Consider the following 17126-nt stretch of genomic DNA (forward strand, 5'->3'; position numbering starts at 1 on the left):
GGAAAGGCCAGCCCTGAGGGCTGGATCAGGAGTCGCTCTGCTGGGTCGCCTCAATGCGGGCACGATGCTTGCGGGCGCGCTCTCCGGCGGGCTCCCGGTCCTTGCCCGGAACCCACATCACGTCATGGCCGGAGTTCGCCACTCGGGCGAGAATGAACAACAGGTCCGACAACCGATTCAGGTACGCGATAGCGAGCGGGTTCAAACCCCCGCTGGCCACGGTGACGTCGTCGTCGAGGCCGTACGCCTGCGCGGCCGCCCACGCTGACCGTTCGGCTCGGCGGACGACAGTCCGGGCAAGGTGCAGGTAGGCGGAACTCTGCGTCCCTCCAGGCAAGATGAAGCTGGCGAGACTGGACAGGCCTTCGGTGTATTCGTCGCACCAGGCTTCGAGGCGGTCAATGCTGGGTTGCGTGATCCGCAGCGGCTCCCACGTGGGATCGGGCACGACAGGGTTGGACAGGTCCGCACCCACGTCGAACAACTCATTTTGGATGGTGCGGAGCGTCACGATCAGCGGCTGGGGGAGGGCGTCCAAGGCCGTGACGATACCCAAGATGCTGTTGGCTTCATCGACGTCGCCGTAGGCCGCCACACGGGGGTCGGTCTTCGTGGTGGCCGAAAGGTCCGACAGTCGGGTTTCCCCGGCGTCCCCGGTACGGGTGTAAATGCGCGTCAAGTTGACCATGTCACCACCCTAATGTGAACCTGACCAGGTGAACTTGCGTAGGACGATTCCGTTGCTGCTTGCTTGCGCGCTGGCCGCGTCAACGACCGCATGCGCCATCAGGCCCGTGAGCAGTACGGCCTCTCCGGGGACGGTGACCTGCGATTATCGGCCCAGCGGGGCTCCGGCGAAGCCGGTCGACCCACCGGACTGGCAAAACGTCCCCGCGACAGGAACGGTCCCGGTGACCTTCGATCTCGGCGATGTCGCTTTGCAGGGTGAACTGGACCGGGGTGCTGCACCCTGCACGGTCAACTCTTTTGAGAGCCTCGCCACGCAAGGCTTCTACGCCGGTACTTCGTGCCATCGATTGTCGACGTCGGGGATCTTCATCCTGCAGTGCGGCGACCCGTCCGGAACGGGCCGAGGCGGCCCCGGGTACACGTTCAACGATGAGGTGAAGCCCGGCACGCTCTACCCCGCTGGCACCATCGCGATGGCGAACTCCGGGCGGGATACCAACGGTTCGCAGTTCTTCTTCGTCTATGAGGACAGCCCGCTGCCGGCCAACTACACCGTCTTTGGGCACCTCGACCAGGCGTCCACCGACGCCGTGGCGGATCGCGCCTACCAGGGGCACGACGCCAGCAATCCCGATGGGACGGGGCGTCCTTTGGTGCCGACCGAGTTCGTATCGGTGACGCTGGGATAAGGCGCGAGTCAGCGGCCCAGTTGGGGTCGAAGCGTGTCCAAGAACGCCTGCAGGGTCGCGGCAACCGCGTCTGGCTGGTCGGCGTGGAGCCAATGCCCGGCGCCCTTGATGGTTACCAGCCGTGTGCGAGGGAAGAGTGCCCGCATGGCGGGCACGTGATCGTCGGTGACATAGCCAGACTCACCGCCACGCAGCCACAGCACGGGGCCGAGATAGGGGCCGCGCAAGCCGGCAGGCCAGCCACTGATGAGCGGCAACGAGCGCGCGAGCAGGTCGAGATGGGGGAGCCATCGCCATCCCTCGGGTTTGGCCCGGTGAAGGTTCTGCAGGAGAAAGGCGCGCACGCCCGGATCGGGGACGGTCGGTGCCAAGAGCGCATCGGCATCCTCGCGGGTCGACACCTGATCCAACGGCAGCGTGCGCAGGCCGTTGACGAGGCGGGCGAAGCCATAGCCATGCGAGGAGTCATCGGGGGCGATGTCCGCCACCACCAGGGCTCGGACCAGCGTCGGGTGCCGCAACGCCAAGGCCATCGCCGTCTTCCCGCCCATGGAGTGCCCGAAAACCGTGATGGGAACGCCGGGGGGCAGAAGGGCGCGAAGCTCGGCCGCGACATCGTCGGCCCAGTCGGCGTAGCCGAACGTCGACGTCCAAGGGCTGCGCCCGTGGTTAGGCAGATCAATGAGGACGCCCGGGTCCGTTGCTGAGACGGCCTTGGCGATCGTGGCGAGGTTCTTTCCCTGGCCAAGCAACCCGTGGAGGTACGCGACCCGGGGGACACCAGAGCCGATGCGCATCGTGTGCAACGCCATGTCAGCCTCGCCGTGCCCAACAGCCCGTGTGCCAGTGCCGACGATGATCGAGGCCGCTCACGCTGCCAATCGGGCTTTGAGTGGGCCACGTGACAAGGTGTGACGCCCCGACGGCGACGGCCCGCTGGCACCCGGGGCAAAGGTACTGCTTCTCGGAGCGACCGGAGGGGACGGACTGGACCGTCCAGGAACCGTCCCGTTTGGTTTCGGTCCGCGCAAAGCTTGCTGAGAGCGGCCGCGCGGGACGCAGATGCTTGGAGGGTCGCTTGGCCACGGAGGCCAGTTTACAGGGGGTAAGGTGGCGCGGTGCGTCTGATGATTGCCCGCTGCCAAGTTGACTACGCCGGACGACTGTCGGCCCATCTCCCCATGGCGACGCGTCTGATCTTGTTGAAGGCGGATGGGTCGATCTCCATCCATGCCGATGATCGGGCCTACAAGCCGCTGAACTGGATGAATCCGCCGTGCACGATCGTGATGCGCGATGCGGACGAGGACGACCCACGCGAGGAGCAACTCGCGCAAGTGTGGGAAGTGGAGAACAAGGACGGCGACACCCTCCGCATCTCGGTGGCGGAGGTTCTGCATGACTCCAGCCATGAGCTCGGGATCGATCCCGGGCTGGTCAAGGACGGTGTGGAGGCGCACCTGCAGGTGTTGCTGGCCGAGAACCCCGGCACCTTCGGTGAAGGCTGGCAGTTGGTCCGTCGCGAATACATGACGGCCATCGGGCCGGTGGATCTTCTCCTACGCGACGCCGAAGGCGCCCACGTTGCCGTCGAGGTGAAACGGCGCGGCGAGATCGACGGCGTCGAGCAGTTGACGCGCTATCTGGAACTCCTCAACGCCGATCCGCATCTGCGTCCGGTGCAGGGCATCTTTGCGGCGCAGCAGATCAAGCCTCAGGCGAAGGTTCTCGCCATAGCCCGGGGGATCCGCTGCGTCACCGTGGATTATGACGCCCTGCGCGGCATCGACCACGCCGAGGACCGGCTCTTCTGAGGCGTGCCTCGGCGTGGCGTGCCCCGCTGGACACCTACGCCCGATCGAGCGCCGGGATCAGCACTTCGCGGTAGATCAGCAGTGCTGAGGCCACCGTCGGGATCGCGATCAGCGCGCCAGGAATGCCGAACAAGATCCCGCCCGATAGGGCCGCGATCACGATGAGCGGGCCCGGTACGTTTACCGATCGCTGGAAGATGCGAGGCTGGATCAAGTACGCGTCGATCTGCTGGTACACCAGGAAGAAGACGACGGTGATGACACCGGTGGTGACACTCGTGGAAAACGCGACCACCGCCACGATGAGCATGGCGATCGTCGGCCCGACTAGCGGGATGAAGGCGAAGCCCGCCACCACCACAGCCAGCGCGAGGGAGTAGGACCCTAAGCCGACCAGGTTGAGGAAAATGAAGGCTGAGCCGGCCGCAAGCGACACAACGAGGAACAATCCCGACATGTAGCCGCCGATGCGGCGAAAGACCTCACCGGCCAGGTAGCGGACGCGGGGGCGACGCGATGCCGGAGCGAGCTGATAGATCGTGTTCTTGATACCCGGCAGGAAGGCGAGGAACCACAAGGTCAGCACGAGAGTGACGAAGGCGCTGAACAGCACGTTGACGATCGCCACGCCCGCACCGAGGATCCCGCCGAACATGCCCTCAACCCACGCGCCTGAGGTGAGTGCCTGGCTGGCGCGGTTGATCAGTTGGAACTGCGCGTCGAGATCCGCGACGGAGGGGTTCTCCCGGAGGCCTTGGAGGTAGGCGGGGAAGCTCAGCACCAGCGCGTTGACCTGCTCGGTCAGCAAAGGCAAGACCGCCCAGGCGCCCAGCACCAGCAAGGCGACCAGCGTCAGGGCCACGATGGCGACCGCGAGGCCACGGGGAGCGCCCCGACGCGTGAACCACTCCACAGCCGGGTTGAGGCCCAGGGCCAGGAACAGGGACAAGACCCCCATGAGGACGACACTCTGCAGCGCCGACAGCGCCGCCAGCATCCCGAAGGCGAGCAGGCCGCCCAAGGTGACGAGGAAGCCAATCTGGAAGGGGTTGCGGTACTGCAGGCTGAGCGGCGGTGGCGCCTGATCCAGCGCAGGATCCGGTCGTGGGTCTGGTGGGGTGGCCTGCGACCCACGCCGGAGGCGACGCCACCAGCGTCGGGGAGCATCCCCAGGAGGGGTGCGTGGCGCCTCGGGTGCTGAGGCCGCGCTACGGGGCGGAACCGGCCGGGTCGCAGCAGGCTCAGATTCGGAGGAGCCTGCTGCGGGGACGGAGCTGTCGTCGGGGGCCGGGGTCACGAGCCTGAGTGCTCGTGGGTGTCATCCGACCATGTTTCGACGGTGCCTTCGACCTCCACCACGGCGGGATCGCCCTCGCCGGTATCGGGGGACGTGCCGCCTTCGGCAATCCCCTCGGCGGGAATGCCCTCACCCAAAACGATGGGCTCCAGCGACGTCTCGGTGGAGGTGGTTGCGACGAGTTCGGGGATGGGGCCAGTGGCCTCGTCCTCGGGGAACTCCTCCGCCGTCTCGATCGCCAAGGTGGACAGCTGAGCGAGCTGAGAAAGCAGCGCTTGCTTGCGTTGACGAAGGTGACGCTGCTCTCGCTTGAGCCGCTCGTTGCGGGCGGCCATCTCATTGTCGGCGGACGCCAGCCGCGCCTCTGCCTCGACCTTGGCGCGGGCGATAATCCCAGCAGCCTCCGAGATGGCGGCAGCCTTGGTTTCCTCCGCCTGGGCGTAGGCGGCCTGCTGGCGCCCCCTGAGATCTTCGGAGGCCTGGCGCAGTGAATCTTGCAGCTCCTCAGAGGCGCGCGCCGCGTCGCCCGACGTCACGCGAAGGCGCTCGGTCAACGCTGCCTGCTCCTCTTGGAGCCCGGACAAGACACTCTCGCGCTCCTGGGCCGCGGCGGCGCGGACGTCGGCAGCCTCGCGATGTGCCTGGGCCAGGAGTTGGTCAATCTCGCGCCGTGCGTCCGCCAGGAGTGCGGAGGCCTGATTCGAGGCGTCTGCCAGCACTGCCTCGCGGTGACGGTCAGCGGCTTCGCGCAGACCCTCGGCCTCCACTCGCGCTGCCTTCAGTTCCTCAGTGGTCTGCCGGTCAAGATCCTCACGCAGGACGCGCAGCGACGCGATGCCCTCCTGCCGCGCGTCCTCGGCGGTGGCCGACGCCTCATCCCGCATCCGATCCGCTTCGGCTTTCGCCTGCTCAATCAGCGCGGCCGAGCGAGAGTGGGCGCGCTCCATGAGGTCGGAGGCCTGTGCCTCGGCAACCTTGAGCAGGTTGGCGGTGTGTGCCCCCAGCTTGCTGAAATCCGTGTCGTCCACCCGGAGATTGGCGGCGGTCAACTCGTGCTGCACCTCGCGCAACTGATGGCGGGCCAGCGTGAGCTGCCGCTCCATGTCGCGGATGTAGTCGTCGACGGCCTTCTTGTCGTAGCCGAGCATGGCGTTGGGGAAGCCGCGCACTGCGCTGGCGTTGTCATCGAACAAATCCAGGCCGTGCGGTTCTTGCTGCTGGGTCACGGTCCATCCTCTCCGCGGGAAGTGCGTGTCGTGTTGGGGCCGATGCTACTGCCGCCCCTGATCGTCCAGGCCTGCGACGGGCCCGCCCGCACACAAGGCTAGTGCGGACGGGCCCGTATCGGGGACGTTCGTCAGTGAGCAGCGTTCTTGTTCGGCTCGACGAGCTCCAGCAGCACGCCGCCGGTGTCCTTGGGGTGGCAGAAGTTGATGCGGCTGTCGTTGGTGCCACGCCGGGCCTCCGGGAACAGGAGACGCACGCCGCGCTCGCGCAGCGTGGCGCACACCTTGTCCAGGTCGGAGACACGGTAGGCGAGCTGCTGCATGCCCGGACCATTGCGGTCGAGGAACTTGGCAATGGTGGAGTTCTCGTTCAGCGGTGCCAGGAGCTGGATCTGCGCGTTTTGGGAGAGCTGCTCGCCGGTGCCGATCATGGCCTCCTCCACACCCTGCTCCTCGTTGCTTTCGCGGTGCAGAAGCCGCCAGCCGAGGACGTTGGTGTGAAACTCGATGGCCTCGTCGAGGTTGGGGACGGCGAGACCGACGTGATCGATACAGACGAAAAGGTCGGTGTTTTCCATACCTCAAGCGTGGCACAGACCAGACCGTTTCGGGCACACCTCGCCCGTTTGCTCAGGCCAATTCTCAGGCGCTGGCGCCCGGGAGGTCTCCCGCCCGGGGCAGCGAGGGATGTCCCCGGGAAGGTGACGTTCCCGGCGTGCCGCTGGGCCGTGTCGGTGCGGGTGCGGCACACTAGGTCGCGTCCAGCACTGCTGAAGCCAGAACTTCCCCCTGGAGGACCCATGGGCAAATGGATCAAGACGATCCTGCTCGCGCTCATCGCCATGTTCGCGATCTTCTACCTGTACACCCGACCCGAGGCGGCCGCCGAGTTCGTCCGGTTCCTGTTGGGGATCTTCGACTCGATCGGGCGGTTCTTCGACTCACTGGCGCGCTGACATGGTGTCGCTGTCGCGCTTCCTGCGTCCGGAGGCGTCGCGGCGGCTTCTGGTCGACGAGGGTGAGTTCATCGTCGATGAGGTCAGCAAGCATTGGGTGTGTTACGTCCTACCCAGCCTGCTCGTCGTGGCCGGGATCGGGTTCTCGCTGCTGATGCCGCTGCTGGGCCCCGGGTGGTGGGTGGCGCTGGTGGCCGCGTTGGGGGCCGCATCCGTGGGGTTCTATCGCATCCACGCCGAGTTCATGGACCGGTTCCTCATCACCAACATGCGCGTGTTCCGCGTCCACGGGATCGTGGACCAGCACATGGCCACCATGCCGATCGCCCGCATCCTCGACATCTCGGTGCGGCAAACATTGCCGGGGCAGTTGCTCGGCTACGGTCACTTCGTCTTCGAGTCGGCCGCCCAGGATCAAGGCCTCAAACAAATCAACTTCGTCCCGCGCATCGAGCAGCGCGATCTGACGATCCAGCGCGTCATCCAGCGCGCCGGTCTGCGCGCGCGCATGGAAGCGCCTGCCGACTGGGACGGCATCTAGAACTATGGTTCGGCGAGGCTCAGGCGTCGCGTGACCACACCCAGGTGGGGGGTTTCACCGCGGGGTCGAACCGACGGTTGAGTTCCAGCAACGTCACCGGCTCCCCGGGGTGGTTCAGCCCCAGCGATGCTCCCAGCAGGCTCAGGACATCCGAGGCTGAGATGCCTCGCGCGGCGAGATCCTCCAACGTCACGGCACCATCGCGCTTGGCGAGCCGGTGCCCGGCCGCGTTCACGACCAGCCCCACATGCCCGTAGAGAGGCTCCCTACCCCCCAGCCGTCGAGCCAGCCACGCCTGGCGAGGGGAACTGGTCAAGAGATCCTCTCCCCGCACGACCTGGGTGACGCCCTGGGCCAGGTCGTCCACGACGACGGCCAGGTTGTAGGCGTAGACGCCGTCGTTGCGGCGGACCACGAAATCATCGACGAGCCCCGACACCGCTCCAGCCCACTGATCGTGCACGGTGACGCACGCCCCCTGTGCATCCACGCGGAGAGCGGGTGGCCTAACGTCGCGACGAGCGGCGCGCTCCGAGGCGCTCAGATTGCGACAGGTCCCTGGGTAGGGGCGGTACCCGTCGGCATGCGGGGCCGACGCCGCTTCGGCGATCTCGCGACGCGTGCAAAAGCACTCATAGGTAGGCAGCGAGTCGATGGCCGCGCGATACAACTCCAGCCGCGCCGACTGACGAACGACAGGGCCGTCCCAACGGAGACCGAGCGCGGCCAGATCCTCCACCTGTCGCGTGGCGATGTCACCCGCCGCGGCGACGCGGGTGACGTCAAGATCTTCGATGCGGACCAGGAACCCGACGTCGGACGCCTGGGCCATCAGGGCGGCCACGAGCGCCGTGCGCAGGTTCCCCAGGTGCAGGTTCGAGGTGGGGCTGGGGGCAAACCTCCCGGACATGGATCCCCTTTCCCTCGCCTTCAGCTTGATCCGAGGGGGAATCTAGTCCACCGTGACCCCCGCCTCGCCACTGGTCGTGGCGCGTCCACCGCACGGGCGGCGTCGGGTTGAGTAGCCTAATCACGTGTCAGCGCGGAAGTCCGAGAGGATCATGAACCTCACCATCTGCCTGCTGATGGCGCGCCGTTTCGTCGAGCGTGAGCAGATCCGGGAGATGGTGACCGGCTACCACGGCCTCTCCGACGCGGCCTTTGAACGCACCTTCGAACGCGACAAGGACGAGTTGCGCGCTTTGGGGGTTCCCGTGGAGACGGGATCCAACTCCACCCTGTTCCCCGACGAACTCGGCTACCGGATCCGCCGCCGTGACTTCGAACTGCCCGAAATCGACTTCTCGCCAGCAGAACTCGCTGCGCTCGGTGTGGCTTCCAGCGTGTGGGACGACGCCCGCCGCGAGGGCGACGCGGTGACCGCGCTGGCCAAGCTCCGTGCGGCGGGGCTCGACCCCGATGTGGAGCGCGTGGCGGGCTTCGCGCCGTCCGTAGCCGCGCGTGAGCCTGCTTTCGAGTCGCTGTGGCGGGCCACGGTGGCCGCTCGCCCCGTCACCTTCGTCTACAAGGGCGTCGCGCGCGTGGTGGAGCCCTGGCGGTTGCTGTCCCACCACGGGGCCTGGTATTTGATCGGTTATGACCGCACCCGGGCTGCGGGGCGGTCCTTCAAGGTGTCGCGCATCGACGGTGTGCCCTCGACGGCATCGGGGCAGGTGAGCGCCCCCGATCCGGCCGAGGTCGCCCGGCATGTGGCCTCGCTGGCCGCCAAGCGAGACAAGGAAGCGATCGTGGCCGTGCGCGACGGGGCCGCCCACGAGCTGGTCCGCTTCGCCGAACCGGTCACCGTCGACGTGCCTGCGGGATTCTCCGGCTGGCGGATCAAGACGAGTTCGGACGCGGGGGAGATCGCCTCCTACGGATCCGACGTGATCGTGCTGGAACCGGCCTCGCTCGTCGCAGCCGTCACGGCGCACCTGGAAGCGGTGGCGTCATGGCGATGACCTCCTCTAGTCAGGTCGCCCGGCTGCTGGCCTTGGTGCCGTACCTTCAAGCGCACCCCGACGCCGACCTTGAGCAAACCGCCCAGGTGTTTCATGTTCCGGCACGGCAGCTTGTGGCTGACTTGAAGGTGCTCTGGTTTTGCGGGTTGCCGGGCGGAATGCCCGGTGACCTGATCGAGGTCGACATGGATGCCCTGGCCGAGGGACGCATCAGGCTCGACAACGCGGACTTCCTGTCCCGGCCGCTGCGGCTGAGTGTGGAGGAAGCGATGAGTCTCATCGTCGCGTTGGGCGCTATCCAAGACATGGCGGGTTCCGATCTGGCTCCCGCGGTCTCCTCCGCGCGGGCGAAATTGGAGGCGGTCTTCGGGGCGAATCACCGGATTGGTGTCAGCCTTCAAGCGGGCGAGGAGGCCGTGCGTGCGGCCCTGGCGGGCGCTCTGGGTGCAGGTCAGACGGTGCGCCTGACCTATCACGGTGCCTCCCGAGGTTCAACGACGCATCCGGTGGTGGAGCCAGCCAGTTTGGCGACCCGGGACGGATACGGATATCTGACGGCATGGTCGCGGGATCGGAACGATTGGCGGACCTATCGCCTGGATCGCGTCTCCGAGGTGACGTTGATGTCCGACCCGGTCGGCGACCACGGGGAACCTCCGGCGTTGGGCAGCGGGTGGCTCGATGACCGCCCCGAGGCCGCTCGCGTTGTCGTGGATGTGACTCCGGCCGGCCGGTGGATCGTGGAGTACCACCCCACTGTGGCGGTCGAGGAACGAGACGATGGCATCACCCGGGTGCAGCTTCTGGTGGCCGACCCGGCTTGGCTTCGCCGCCTTCTCCTGCGCTTGGGGCCTGCGGTGGTGAGGGTGGACCCACCCCAGGCGGCAAGGTCGGCTATCGAGGCGGCCCGTGAGGCGCTGGATGGCCAGGGTCGCGGCGGTGATGTCGAGGACGCGTGATGGCCATCGGCGGGGTATAAGGTGCAGCGGTGATGTGGCTGTGGATCGTGGTCGCCACCACGGTGCTTGCGGGGGTGGGGGTATTCGCCTTTGCGCGCGCACTACGCCGTCGAGCCGCCGCGCTCCAGGCAGAGGTTTCCTTGCTGACAAGGAACGCCGCCGCACTCACCGCGGAATCATCGCGTCTGAAATCCGGGCCACGCGATGCGCAACGCATCCCTGGCACAGCCGCCACCAACGCCTAGACTGGGCTCGTCACTTAACAAGGAGAAGCTATGCCGTTCAACATGCAGGGCTGGGAGTGGGTCATCCTGATCGTCTTGGCGCTCTTGATCTTCGGCGGTTCTCGCCTCGCCGGGGCCGGAAAGAACGCTGGACGCGCGCTGCGCGAGTTCAAGGACGAAACGCGACAGATCAAGGTCGATGAAGAGAAGGCCAAGCGTGACGCCGCTGCGCAGGGGAGCCTGCCAACGGCCACCGCGACGCCCACCGCGTCCGCCGACGTCGTGGACGCGGAAGTCGTTGAGCCGGTTCAGGTCGAGAAGCGCGACCAGGCCTAAGGTTCCATGGCCCGCCTGAGTCTGGGCTGGCTGAAACCCCCGAAGGCAACGCCTGACGGGGTGATGTCGCTCGCCGATCACCTGCGCGAACTGCGCTATCGGATCATCGTTTGCGCCCTGGTGATCACCGTGGGGTTGATCGTGTGCTGGATCTTCTATCTGCCCCTTTACACCTTCTTGCTGCAGCCCTACGAGCAGGCACGGCTCGCCATCAACGAGTCGCATCCTCGGCTGGAGGTCCAGGCTGCGCTGTCCGGTGTGGTCGCGCCCCTGATGCTCCAGTTGATGGTGAGCGCCGTGGGCGGGCTGGTGCTCACCAGCCCAATCTGGCTCTACCAGGTTTGGGCCTACCTGGCGCCGGCGCTCTTGGCCAAGGAGAAGAAGTTCGCGCTGCTGTTCCTGGGCGCGTCGGTTCCGTTGTTCCTGGCCGGGGTCGTCTTGGGCTACTTCATCTTGCCGCAAGCGGTGATCGTCATGCTGGGCTTCATGCCGGACACGATCCAGGCACTCAACTTGGTCTACATCGACGACTTCTTGAAGTTGATGATGCAACTCATGCTGGTGTTCGGGATCGGGTTCCTGCTGCCGGTGATTTTGGTCACGCTCAACCTCATGGGTGTTCTCTCAGCCAAGGCGCTGGCCTCGGCCAGGCCGTACGCGCTGTTTGGGTGTGCGGTCTTCGGCGCCGCAGCGACCCCCGGCGGCGACCCCTTCTCCATGCTGGCACTGGCTTTGCCGATGATGCTCTTGTACGTCATCGCCGAGGCGATCTGCCGGGGCAATGACAAGCGGCGAGCCAAGCGGCTGGGATCAGATCTGGTTACCGCATGAGGACGCTGACCCTGGTGGTCAACCCCGAGGCCGGGCACGGCAGCGGACGCCTCCTCACCCCTCGGTTGGAGGCCAGCCTCACCCAGGCGGGCATCACACCGCGCACCATCTTGGCTGAGTCTGCCGAACACGCGGCCCAGGCGTGTGCAGCCGCCGTGGCCGATGGTGCTGAAGGCCTCGCCGTGGTCGGGGGCGACGGAATGGCGCATATCGGCCTCAACGCGGCCGCGATGACCGACGTTCCTGTGGGGATCCTGCCCGCGGGGACCGGCAACGATTTTGCTCGCAGCTTGGGGATTCGGCACTGGCGTGACGGGCTGGCCGCGATCATCGGCGGTCACACTCGAGCGATCGACCTCACCGAGGTCACGGGGGCGCTCTACGGTGGCGGACGCCGATTCGTCGGCTGTGTTGTCTCGACGGGCTTTGACGAGCGGGTCAACTTCCGGGCCAACAACGCGGGCGTGGATCTGGGGGCGTTGTCGTATCTGGGTGCGGTCCTGGCGGAGCTTCGGCAGTTTCGTCCGTTGCGCTACCGGCTGGTGATCGACGGGCGTGAGCGGGTCTTGGATGCCATGTTGGTTGCCGTGGCGAATGCGGGCTACTTCGGGGGAGGCATTCGCATCGCCCCGCGCTTTGACCTCACGGACGGCCTGTTGGACGTCACCATCGTGCATCCCGTGTCGCGTGGGCGACTGCTGACGCTCTTCCCTCGGCTGCGAGGCCGAAACTTCGTCAAGCATCCGGCGCTGGAGTACCTTCGCGCCACCTCCGTTGTGGTGGATGCACCCGAGTTGCACGGGATGGCCGACGGGGAACCGTTGGGGCGTCCACCCCTGACCTGCACGGCGGCACCGGGGGCACTCAGGGTTTTCGGTACCGGCGCCGTTCAGCGTGGTGGTAGCGCATGAGTCGGGGGAAGAACGACTCCGCGGCACCGCTCATCCCCGGGCCCGGCCCCGCCTTCGCGGAGTTCGCGCGCGGATTCTCCTTCACGTTGGATCCCTACCAGCGCGACGGCTGCGCGGTCGTCGAGGACGGTGCCGGGGTCTTGATTGCTGCTCCGACCGGTGCGGGAAAGACGGTCGTGGGGGAGTTCGCCGTATTCCTGGCCTTGCGCCAGGGGCGACGCTGCTTCTACACCACCCCCATTAAGGCACTCAGCAACCAGAAGTTCCATGACCTCGTCGAGCGGTTCGGTCCCTCGCATGTCGGGTTGCTCACCGGTGACACCTCGATCAATCCTGATGCCGATGTCGTCGTGATGACTACCGAGGTACTGCGCAATATGATCTACGCGCGGTCCGCGGCTTTACGCAATCTGGGATTCGTCGTCATGGACGAGGTGCATTACCTCGCTGATCGCTTCCGCGGGGCGGTCTGGGAGGAGGTCATCATCGGGCTCGCACCCGATGTCCAACTCGTGTCCCTGTCCGCGACCGTGTCGAACGCCGAGGAGTTCGGTGACTGGCTGGCGGAGGTTCGCGGTGACGTCCGTGTCGTCTTGAGTGAACGCCGACCGGTCCCGCTGTTTCAGCATGTCATGGCCGGTCGACGGCTCTACGACCTCTTCAGCGAGGAGGCCCCCACGGCCTCCGACGTCCCGGTGGCAGGCGAGGTCAACCCCGAACTGGTGCAGTTGGCCAAGCAAGACAGCAGATTCGTTCGTGACGACAGCCGCCATCGCCGAGGGCGCCGGACCCGGGATCGCATCGAACGCAACGCGGCGCAACGCGGTGATCGAGGCCCGAATCTGGTCCCACGCCGCGACGGGGCGGTCGAAAAGCTCGAAGCCGAAGGGCTCCTGCCAGCGATCTACTTCATTTTCAGCAGGGCTGGCTGCGATCAGGCCGTGGGTCAACTCCTGCACTCGGGCCTTCGCCTGACGTCAGCCGCCGAGCGGGCGCGTCTCGATGCCATCGCCGACACCGTGGCGACGAACCTGAGCGCCGAGGATCTCGCAGCATTGGACTTCGCGACCTTCCGTGAGGGCCTGAGGCGGGGGATCGCCGCCCACCACGCGGGCATGCTGCCCGCCTTCAAGGAGGCAGTGGAGCAGGGGTTCGTCGAAGGCTTGGTCAAGGTGGTGTTCGCTACCGAGACGCTTGCTTTGGGCATCAACATGCCCGCGCGCAGTGTCGTGCTGGAGAAACTCGTCAAATACAACGGCGAGGCGCACGTCGACATCACCCCCGGGGAATACACCCAGCTCACCGGCAGGGCGGGGCGTCGCGGCATCGACGTCGAAGGTCATGCTGTCGTGCTGTGGCAACGAGATATCGACCCGCGGCACGTCGCGGGGCTGGCTTCGCGCCGCACCTACCCGCTGCGGTCGTCCTTCACCCCGACCTACAACATGACCGTCAACATGATCGGGCGGGTGGGGCGCGAGCGCGCCCGCGGGCTGCTGGAGCAATCGTTTGCGCAGTATCAGACCGACCGCTCCGTCGTCGGGGTCGCTCGGGCGATCGCCCGCAACAACGACAAGATCGCCGCCTTGTGGGCCGACGCCTCGTGCGAGCAGGGCGACTTTGAGGAGTACGCCCGTCTGCGCGCCGACGTGAGCCAGGTCCAGGCGGACGCTGCACGTAGCCGACGGACCGATCGACGGGCCGAATCCCTCTCCGCCTTGTTGGAGTTGGCCCCTGGAGACATCATCGGGATCCCCGCCGGGCGACATGAGGGGTGGGCTGTCGTTGTTGATCCAGGGGTCCGCCGTGATCGAGCGAACCCGAGCCCGACCGTGATGACGCAGGAACGGCAGTTGAAGAAGCTCAGCGTGCACGACTTCCCCTCACCGCCGGTGGTCGCAGCCCGCATGCGTATCCCCAAGCACTTCGATCCGCGCCAGGCGAAGGATCGACGCAATCTCGGGGCGGCCTTCCTGGCGAAGTTGGCGGGGATGGACACCCGGCCCTCGCGCTATGTGGCCGCAGCCATGGACGCGGAGGCGCAGGAGCGGATCACGCAGCTTCGCTCGGCCCTGCAGGCCCACCCGTGTCACACCTGTCCCGACCGGGAGGAACACGCCAGGGCTGCGGAGAAGGCTCTGCGACTCGAACGCGATACCGCCGATCTTCGCCGCCAAGTCGAACGTCGCTCCACCACCATCGCGGTGCGCTTCGACAAGATCTGTTCCGTGCTGACCGGGCTGGGGTACCTGACCGACGACGCGGAGCAGGTGACCCCGGCAGGGTCGATGCTGGCGCGCATCTACTCCGAGCTTGACCTGGTGGCTGCGGAAAGCATGCGCGCCGGGCTCTTCGACGAACTGGATCCCGCGGAACTCGCGGCGGTGGCGAGCAGCCTCACCTATGAGTCGCGCGGGGCGGATGCCAAGCGTCCATCCCGGATGCCGAACCGGTCCACCGAGATCGCCCAATCGTCACTGCGGCACATCTGGCGAGACTTGTCGCTGATGGAGCGTGATCACAAGCTGGACGCGTCCCGCGAGCCCGACATCGGCTTCGCGGAGGCCACCTACGCGTGGGCGTCGGGCCGCGACCTGGCTGACGTCCTCGCGGACAACGACCTCACGGCCGGGGACTTCGTGCGGTCGATGCGCATGGTGATTGACCTGCTGGGGCAACTCGCCGACGCGGCCGGTGCGGGCGTGGTGCGCACCCGCGCTCGTGATGCCATCGACCTGTTGCGGCGTGGGGTCGTCAGCGCCGCCTACGACGAGGACGACTGAGGGTGGGGTGTGCGGGCCGTGCTCACCAGACCCCACACGATCGCAGCTGACGCCGCGGACCACGCCTGAGGGCGGCACGCGGCGGGGTAGGGGACCGGCGGCCACACGCCGGGCTCCCCGTGAACCGCATGACCAGGCGCCGGTTGGCCGCCGAACAGCTCAGGCAACCGGTAGTGAAAGCCTTCTGCTGCCCGCAGCAGGCCTGACGCGACGACCGCTGCTTGCGTCACGAACCCCTCACGCCGCATCCCGTCGGCGCAAAGAGCCGTGTCGTGCGCCCAGACCGAGCCCACGTGATAGCCCAAAGGGGCATATCCGGGGTTGTCGCTGGAGAGCGTCCTGATCCCGTAGCCGGTGAACATGCGCGGATGGAGCAACCGTTCAACGACGTGGCGGGCCTCCTGTGAGTTCAGCATGCCCGTACCCAAGAGATGACCCATGTTGGAGGCACAACCGTCGACGGGTCGCTTGTCTTTGTCGAGGGCGAGCGCGGGGTAGGGGCCAAGGTCGTCGCGTACCCAAAAGCGTTCTCGGAACCGTTGCGCCAACGCCCCCGCCCAGGATCGCCACTGCTCGGAGCGCGCGGTATCGCCCCTGTGCTCGAGGATGCGTGCTGCGGCCTGCGCCGCCGCATACGCGTAGCCCTGGACTTCGGCGAGGGCGATGGGGGCCTGTGCCTGAGAACCGTCCCGGAACCGCATCGAATCCGAGGAGTCCTTCCATCCCTGGTTGACCAACCCGGTTCCCGCCTGGTCGCGGTATTCCACAAAGCCGTCGCCGTCGGCGTCCGCGTCGTCGGCCAGCCACCTCAAGGCGGCCTCGAGCCCGGGGGTGAACTCGTCGATGGCGTGACCAGCGTCGAAGAGATCACCCACCAGCATGATCCACAAGCAGGTGGCGTCGATGGTCCCGTAGTAGACCGGTGGTAGCGCGATGGTGGGCGCCTCGCCACGATGGGACTCACTCAAGATCAGTGCCTCGCGGCGCACTTCGTGGGGGATCTTGCCGGGTTGCTGCGCCGAGGACGCCTCGGCGATCACCCCTTGTCGGCGGGCCAGGCTTCGCAGCGTGCCGTAGGCGAGATCAGGGTGATACGGCAACAGCATCCGTGCTGCGATCAGGGAGTCGCGCCCAAACAACGTGAAATACCACGGCGCCCCCGCTGCCAAGAAGGCGTCACCGGGGGCGTCCCGATCCGCCATCAGCAGAGCGTTCATGTCGGCCCAAGCCGTCCCTAGCAGGTGTCCCAGGGCATCGTCACCCGCCGAGGGGGCGGTCAACGTGACGGACGCGGGCCCAAACGGCGTCTCAGGCTCGCGGGTCTCCAGATGCCATTCCTCCTGCACCTGCCCGCGCGCGGGAACGTTCATCTCCCACTGCAGGGAGAACCGGCCATCTGTCCTGGACACTTCAGCCCTGCCTGGGTCGAGACGGGCACCTGTCCCCTCGCGCCAGGACCAACCCGCGGCATCCAGGATGGGGCGCCCGCCCGGCAAGCCTTGCCGAATGTCGACCATGGCCGTTGCGTCCGCCACGAGAGCGAGGTCGAGGCGCAAGCTGATCGGCTCGGGCGCAGAGTTGGTGAGCACGAGGCGATCACGTAATCCCGTGGGGCTCAGCGTCCGTACGAGAGTCAGGAGAAGTGCGGGGTCCGCTCCCCACTCAGGCGTGCGGATCACGAACCGATAGGTTGCCTGCGCCCCACCGAGTTCCTCGCAACTGAGGAACTCCACCTCGTGCCCAGCACAGGTATAGGTCAGCGCCGAGACCACCCGGGTATCGGCGACGTAGACGCCATTGATCAGGCTGGGCGCCACCTGACCGTCTGGGTCGGCCCAGCACTGGAGCGGGGCGCAAAGGACCACGGAGGCGCGATGCAGGGGGGGTTGCCGCATGCCTCGATAGGCT

At 66.8% G+C, this 17126-nt stretch carries 18 protein-coding genes; 10 read left to right on the forward strand and 8 right to left on the reverse strand.

What is annotated here, in order from left to right:
• Positions 1-25 precede the first annotated feature (25 nt).
• The gene (locus tag C1706_RS00650; RefSeq protein WP_129457278.1) at positions 26-688 is read right to left on the reverse strand and encodes a cob(I)yrinic acid a,c-diamide adenosyltransferase; all 663 of its coding nucleotides are present in this window, start codon (positions 686-688) and stop codon (positions 26-28) included.
• A 223-nt stretch (positions 689-911) separates the two neighbouring features.
• Between C1706_RS00650 and C1706_RS14755 the strand changes: the two genes are divergently transcribed.
• Positions 912-1379 carry a peptidylprolyl isomerase gene (locus tag C1706_RS14755; RefSeq protein WP_284690540.1) on the forward strand — a complete coding sequence of 156 codons (468 nt, stop codon included), beginning with the start codon at positions 912-914 and terminating at the stop codon, positions 1377-1379.
• A gap of 8 nt (positions 1380-1387) precedes the next feature.
• On the opposite strand, the gene C1706_RS00660 is transcribed toward C1706_RS14755, so the two are convergent.
• Positions 1388-2191, reverse strand: a complete 804-nt coding sequence (locus C1706_RS00660) for an alpha/beta fold hydrolase (RefSeq protein ID WP_129457280.1) — start codon at positions 2189-2191, stop codon at positions 1388-1390.
• Between the two features lies 1 nt (position 2192).
• Positions 2193-2465 (reverse strand): Rv1322 family protein, encoded by a 273-nt coding sequence (locus C1706_RS15035; RefSeq protein WP_129457281.1) that lies wholly within the window; start codon positions 2463-2465, stop codon positions 2193-2195.
• Between the two features lie 41 nt (positions 2466-2506).
• Here C1706_RS15035 and nucS point away from each other — a divergent pair, with 41 nt between their 5' ends.
• Positions 2507-3193 (forward strand): endonuclease NucS, encoded by a 687-nt coding sequence (nucS, locus tag C1706_RS00670; protein WP_241653387.1) that lies wholly within the window; start codon positions 2507-2509, stop codon positions 3191-3193.
• Between the two features lie 34 nt (positions 3194-3227).
• Here the strand turns inward: nucS and C1706_RS00675 are convergent, their stop codons facing one another.
• The 3 genes from C1706_RS00675 to mce form a co-directional block, all read right to left on the reverse strand.
• Positions 3228-4490, reverse strand: coding sequence for an AI-2E family transporter (locus C1706_RS00675; RefSeq protein ID WP_129457283.1), 1263 nt, complete (start codon positions 4488-4490; stop codon positions 3228-3230).
• Positions 4487-5716, reverse strand: a complete 1230-nt coding sequence (locus C1706_RS00680; protein ID WP_129457284.1) for a DivIVA domain-containing protein — start codon at positions 5714-5716, stop codon at positions 4487-4489. Before C1706_RS00680 ends, C1706_RS00675 begins: the two co-directional genes overlap by 4 nt.
• Before the next feature lie 131 nt (positions 5717-5847).
• Complete coding sequence (mce, locus tag C1706_RS00685; RefSeq protein ID WP_129457285.1) at positions 5848-6294, reverse strand: methylmalonyl-CoA epimerase; 447 nt, start codon at positions 6292-6294, stop codon at positions 5848-5850.
• Positions 6295-6516: 222 nt separating this feature from the next.
• Between mce and C1706_RS13915 the strand changes: the two genes are divergently transcribed.
• Together C1706_RS13915 and C1706_RS00690 are read left to right on the forward strand one after the other, a co-directional pair.
• Positions 6517-6672 carry a hypothetical protein gene (locus C1706_RS13915; RefSeq protein WP_164987369.1) on the forward strand — a complete coding sequence of 52 codons (156 nt, stop codon included), beginning with the start codon at positions 6517-6519 and terminating at the stop codon, positions 6670-6672.
• Position 6673: 1 nt separating this feature from the next.
• Positions 6674-7213, forward strand: a complete 540-nt coding sequence (locus tag C1706_RS00690; protein ID WP_129457286.1) for a PH domain-containing protein — start codon at positions 6674-6676, stop codon at positions 7211-7213.
• A gap of 19 nt (positions 7214-7232) precedes the next feature.
• Here the strand turns inward: C1706_RS00690 and gluQRS are convergent, their stop codons facing one another.
• Positions 7233-8123 (reverse strand): tRNA glutamyl-Q(34) synthetase GluQRS, encoded by an 891-nt coding sequence (gene gluQRS, locus C1706_RS00695; RefSeq protein WP_129457287.1) that lies wholly within the window; start codon positions 8121-8123, stop codon positions 7233-7235.
• Between the two features lie 124 nt (positions 8124-8247).
• On the opposite strand from gluQRS, the gene C1706_RS00700 reads away from it, so the two are divergent.
• The 6 genes from C1706_RS00700 to C1706_RS00725 all read left to right on the forward strand — a co-directional run bounded on the left by C1706_RS00700 (position 8248) and on the right by C1706_RS00725 (position 15218).
• Positions 8248-9174 carry a helix-turn-helix transcriptional regulator gene (locus tag C1706_RS00700; protein WP_129457288.1) on the forward strand — a complete coding sequence of 309 codons (927 nt, stop codon included), beginning with the start codon at positions 8248-8250 and terminating at the stop codon, positions 9172-9174.
• Positions 9165-10133 (forward strand): helix-turn-helix transcriptional regulator, encoded by a 969-nt coding sequence (locus C1706_RS00705; protein WP_129457289.1) that lies wholly within the window; start codon positions 9165-9167, stop codon positions 10131-10133. The genes C1706_RS00700 and C1706_RS00705 overlap by 10 nt, the downstream gene beginning before the upstream one ends.
• A gap of 275 nt (positions 10134-10408) precedes the next feature.
• A complete protein-coding gene (locus C1706_RS14900) occupies positions 10409-10693 on the forward strand; it encodes a twin-arginine translocase TatA/TatE family subunit (RefSeq protein ID WP_129457290.1) in 285 nt (94 codons plus the stop codon).
• 6 nt (positions 10694-10699) lie between these two features.
• The gene (gene tatC, locus C1706_RS00715; RefSeq protein ID WP_129457291.1) at positions 10700-11524 is read left to right on the forward strand and encodes a twin-arginine translocase subunit TatC; all 825 of its coding nucleotides are present in this window, start codon (positions 10700-10702) and stop codon (positions 11522-11524) included.
• The gene (locus C1706_RS00720) at positions 11521-12435 is read left to right on the forward strand and encodes a diacylglycerol/lipid kinase family protein (protein ID WP_129457292.1); all 915 of its coding nucleotides are present in this window, start codon (positions 11521-11523) and stop codon (positions 12433-12435) included. The genes tatC and C1706_RS00720 overlap by 4 nt, the downstream gene beginning before the upstream one ends.
• On the forward strand, positions 12432-15218 hold the full coding sequence (locus C1706_RS00725) for a DEAD/DEAH box helicase (RefSeq protein ID WP_129457293.1): 2787 nt from the start codon (positions 12432-12434) through the stop codon (positions 15216-15218). The genes C1706_RS00720 and C1706_RS00725 overlap by 4 nt, the downstream gene beginning before the upstream one ends.
• Here C1706_RS00725 and C1706_RS00730 read toward each other — a convergent pair.
• Complete coding sequence (locus C1706_RS00730; RefSeq protein WP_129457294.1) at positions 15200-17113, reverse strand: glycogen debranching N-terminal domain-containing protein; 1914 nt, start codon at positions 17111-17113, stop codon at positions 15200-15202. The two genes, C1706_RS00725 and C1706_RS00730, sit on opposite strands and share 19 nt — an antisense overlap.
• Positions 17114-17126: the final 13 nt, after the last annotated feature.

Origin of the sequence: Propioniciclava flava (assembly GCF_004126535.1) — a bacterium.
Taxonomy (GTDB): domain Bacteria; phylum Actinomycetota; class Actinomycetes; order Propionibacteriales; family Propionibacteriaceae; genus Propioniciclava; species Propioniciclava flava.

Excerpts from the sequence above, each read along its gene's own strand:
- C1706_RS00650 (WP_129457278.1), bottom strand. The coding sequence starts at position 688 with ATGGTCAACTTGACGCGCATTTACACCCGTACCGGGGACGCCGGGGAA.
- C1706_RS00660 (WP_129457280.1), bottom strand. The coding sequence starts at position 2,191 with ATGGCGTTGCACACGATGCGCATCGGCTCTGGTGTCCCCCGGGTCGCG.
- nucS (WP_241653387.1), top strand. The coding sequence starts at position 2,507 with ATGATTGCCCGCTGCCAAGTTGACTACGCCGGACGACTGTCGGCCCAT.
- mce (WP_129457285.1), bottom strand. The coding sequence starts at position 6,294 with ATGGAAAACACCGACCTTTTCGTCTGTATCGATCACGTCGGTCTCGCC.
- C1706_RS13915 (WP_164987369.1), top strand. The coding sequence starts at position 6,517 with ATGGGCAAATGGATCAAGACGATCCTGCTCGCGCTCATCGCCATGTTC.
- C1706_RS00690 (WP_129457286.1), top strand. The coding sequence starts at position 6,674 with ATGGTGTCGCTGTCGCGCTTCCTGCGTCCGGAGGCGTCGCGGCGGCTT.
- gluQRS (WP_129457287.1), bottom strand. The coding sequence starts at position 8,123 with ATGTCCGGGAGGTTTGCCCCCAGCCCCACCTCGAACCTGCACCTGGGG.
- C1706_RS00705 (WP_129457289.1), top strand. The coding sequence starts at position 9,165 with ATGGCGATGACCTCCTCTAGTCAGGTCGCCCGGCTGCTGGCCTTGGTG.
- C1706_RS14900 (WP_129457290.1), top strand. The coding sequence starts at position 10,409 with ATGCCGTTCAACATGCAGGGCTGGGAGTGGGTCATCCTGATCGTCTTG.
- tatC (WP_129457291.1), top strand. The coding sequence starts at position 10,700 with ATGGCCCGCCTGAGTCTGGGCTGGCTGAAACCCCCGAAGGCAACGCCT.
- C1706_RS00720 (WP_129457292.1), top strand. The coding sequence starts at position 11,521 with ATGAGGACGCTGACCCTGGTGGTCAACCCCGAGGCCGGGCACGGCAGC.
- C1706_RS00725 (WP_129457293.1), top strand. The coding sequence starts at position 12,432 with ATGAGTCGGGGGAAGAACGACTCCGCGGCACCGCTCATCCCCGGGCCC.
- C1706_RS00730 (WP_129457294.1), bottom strand. The coding sequence starts at position 17,113 with ATGCGGCAACCCCCCCTGCATCGCGCCTCCGTGGTCCTTTGCGCCCCG.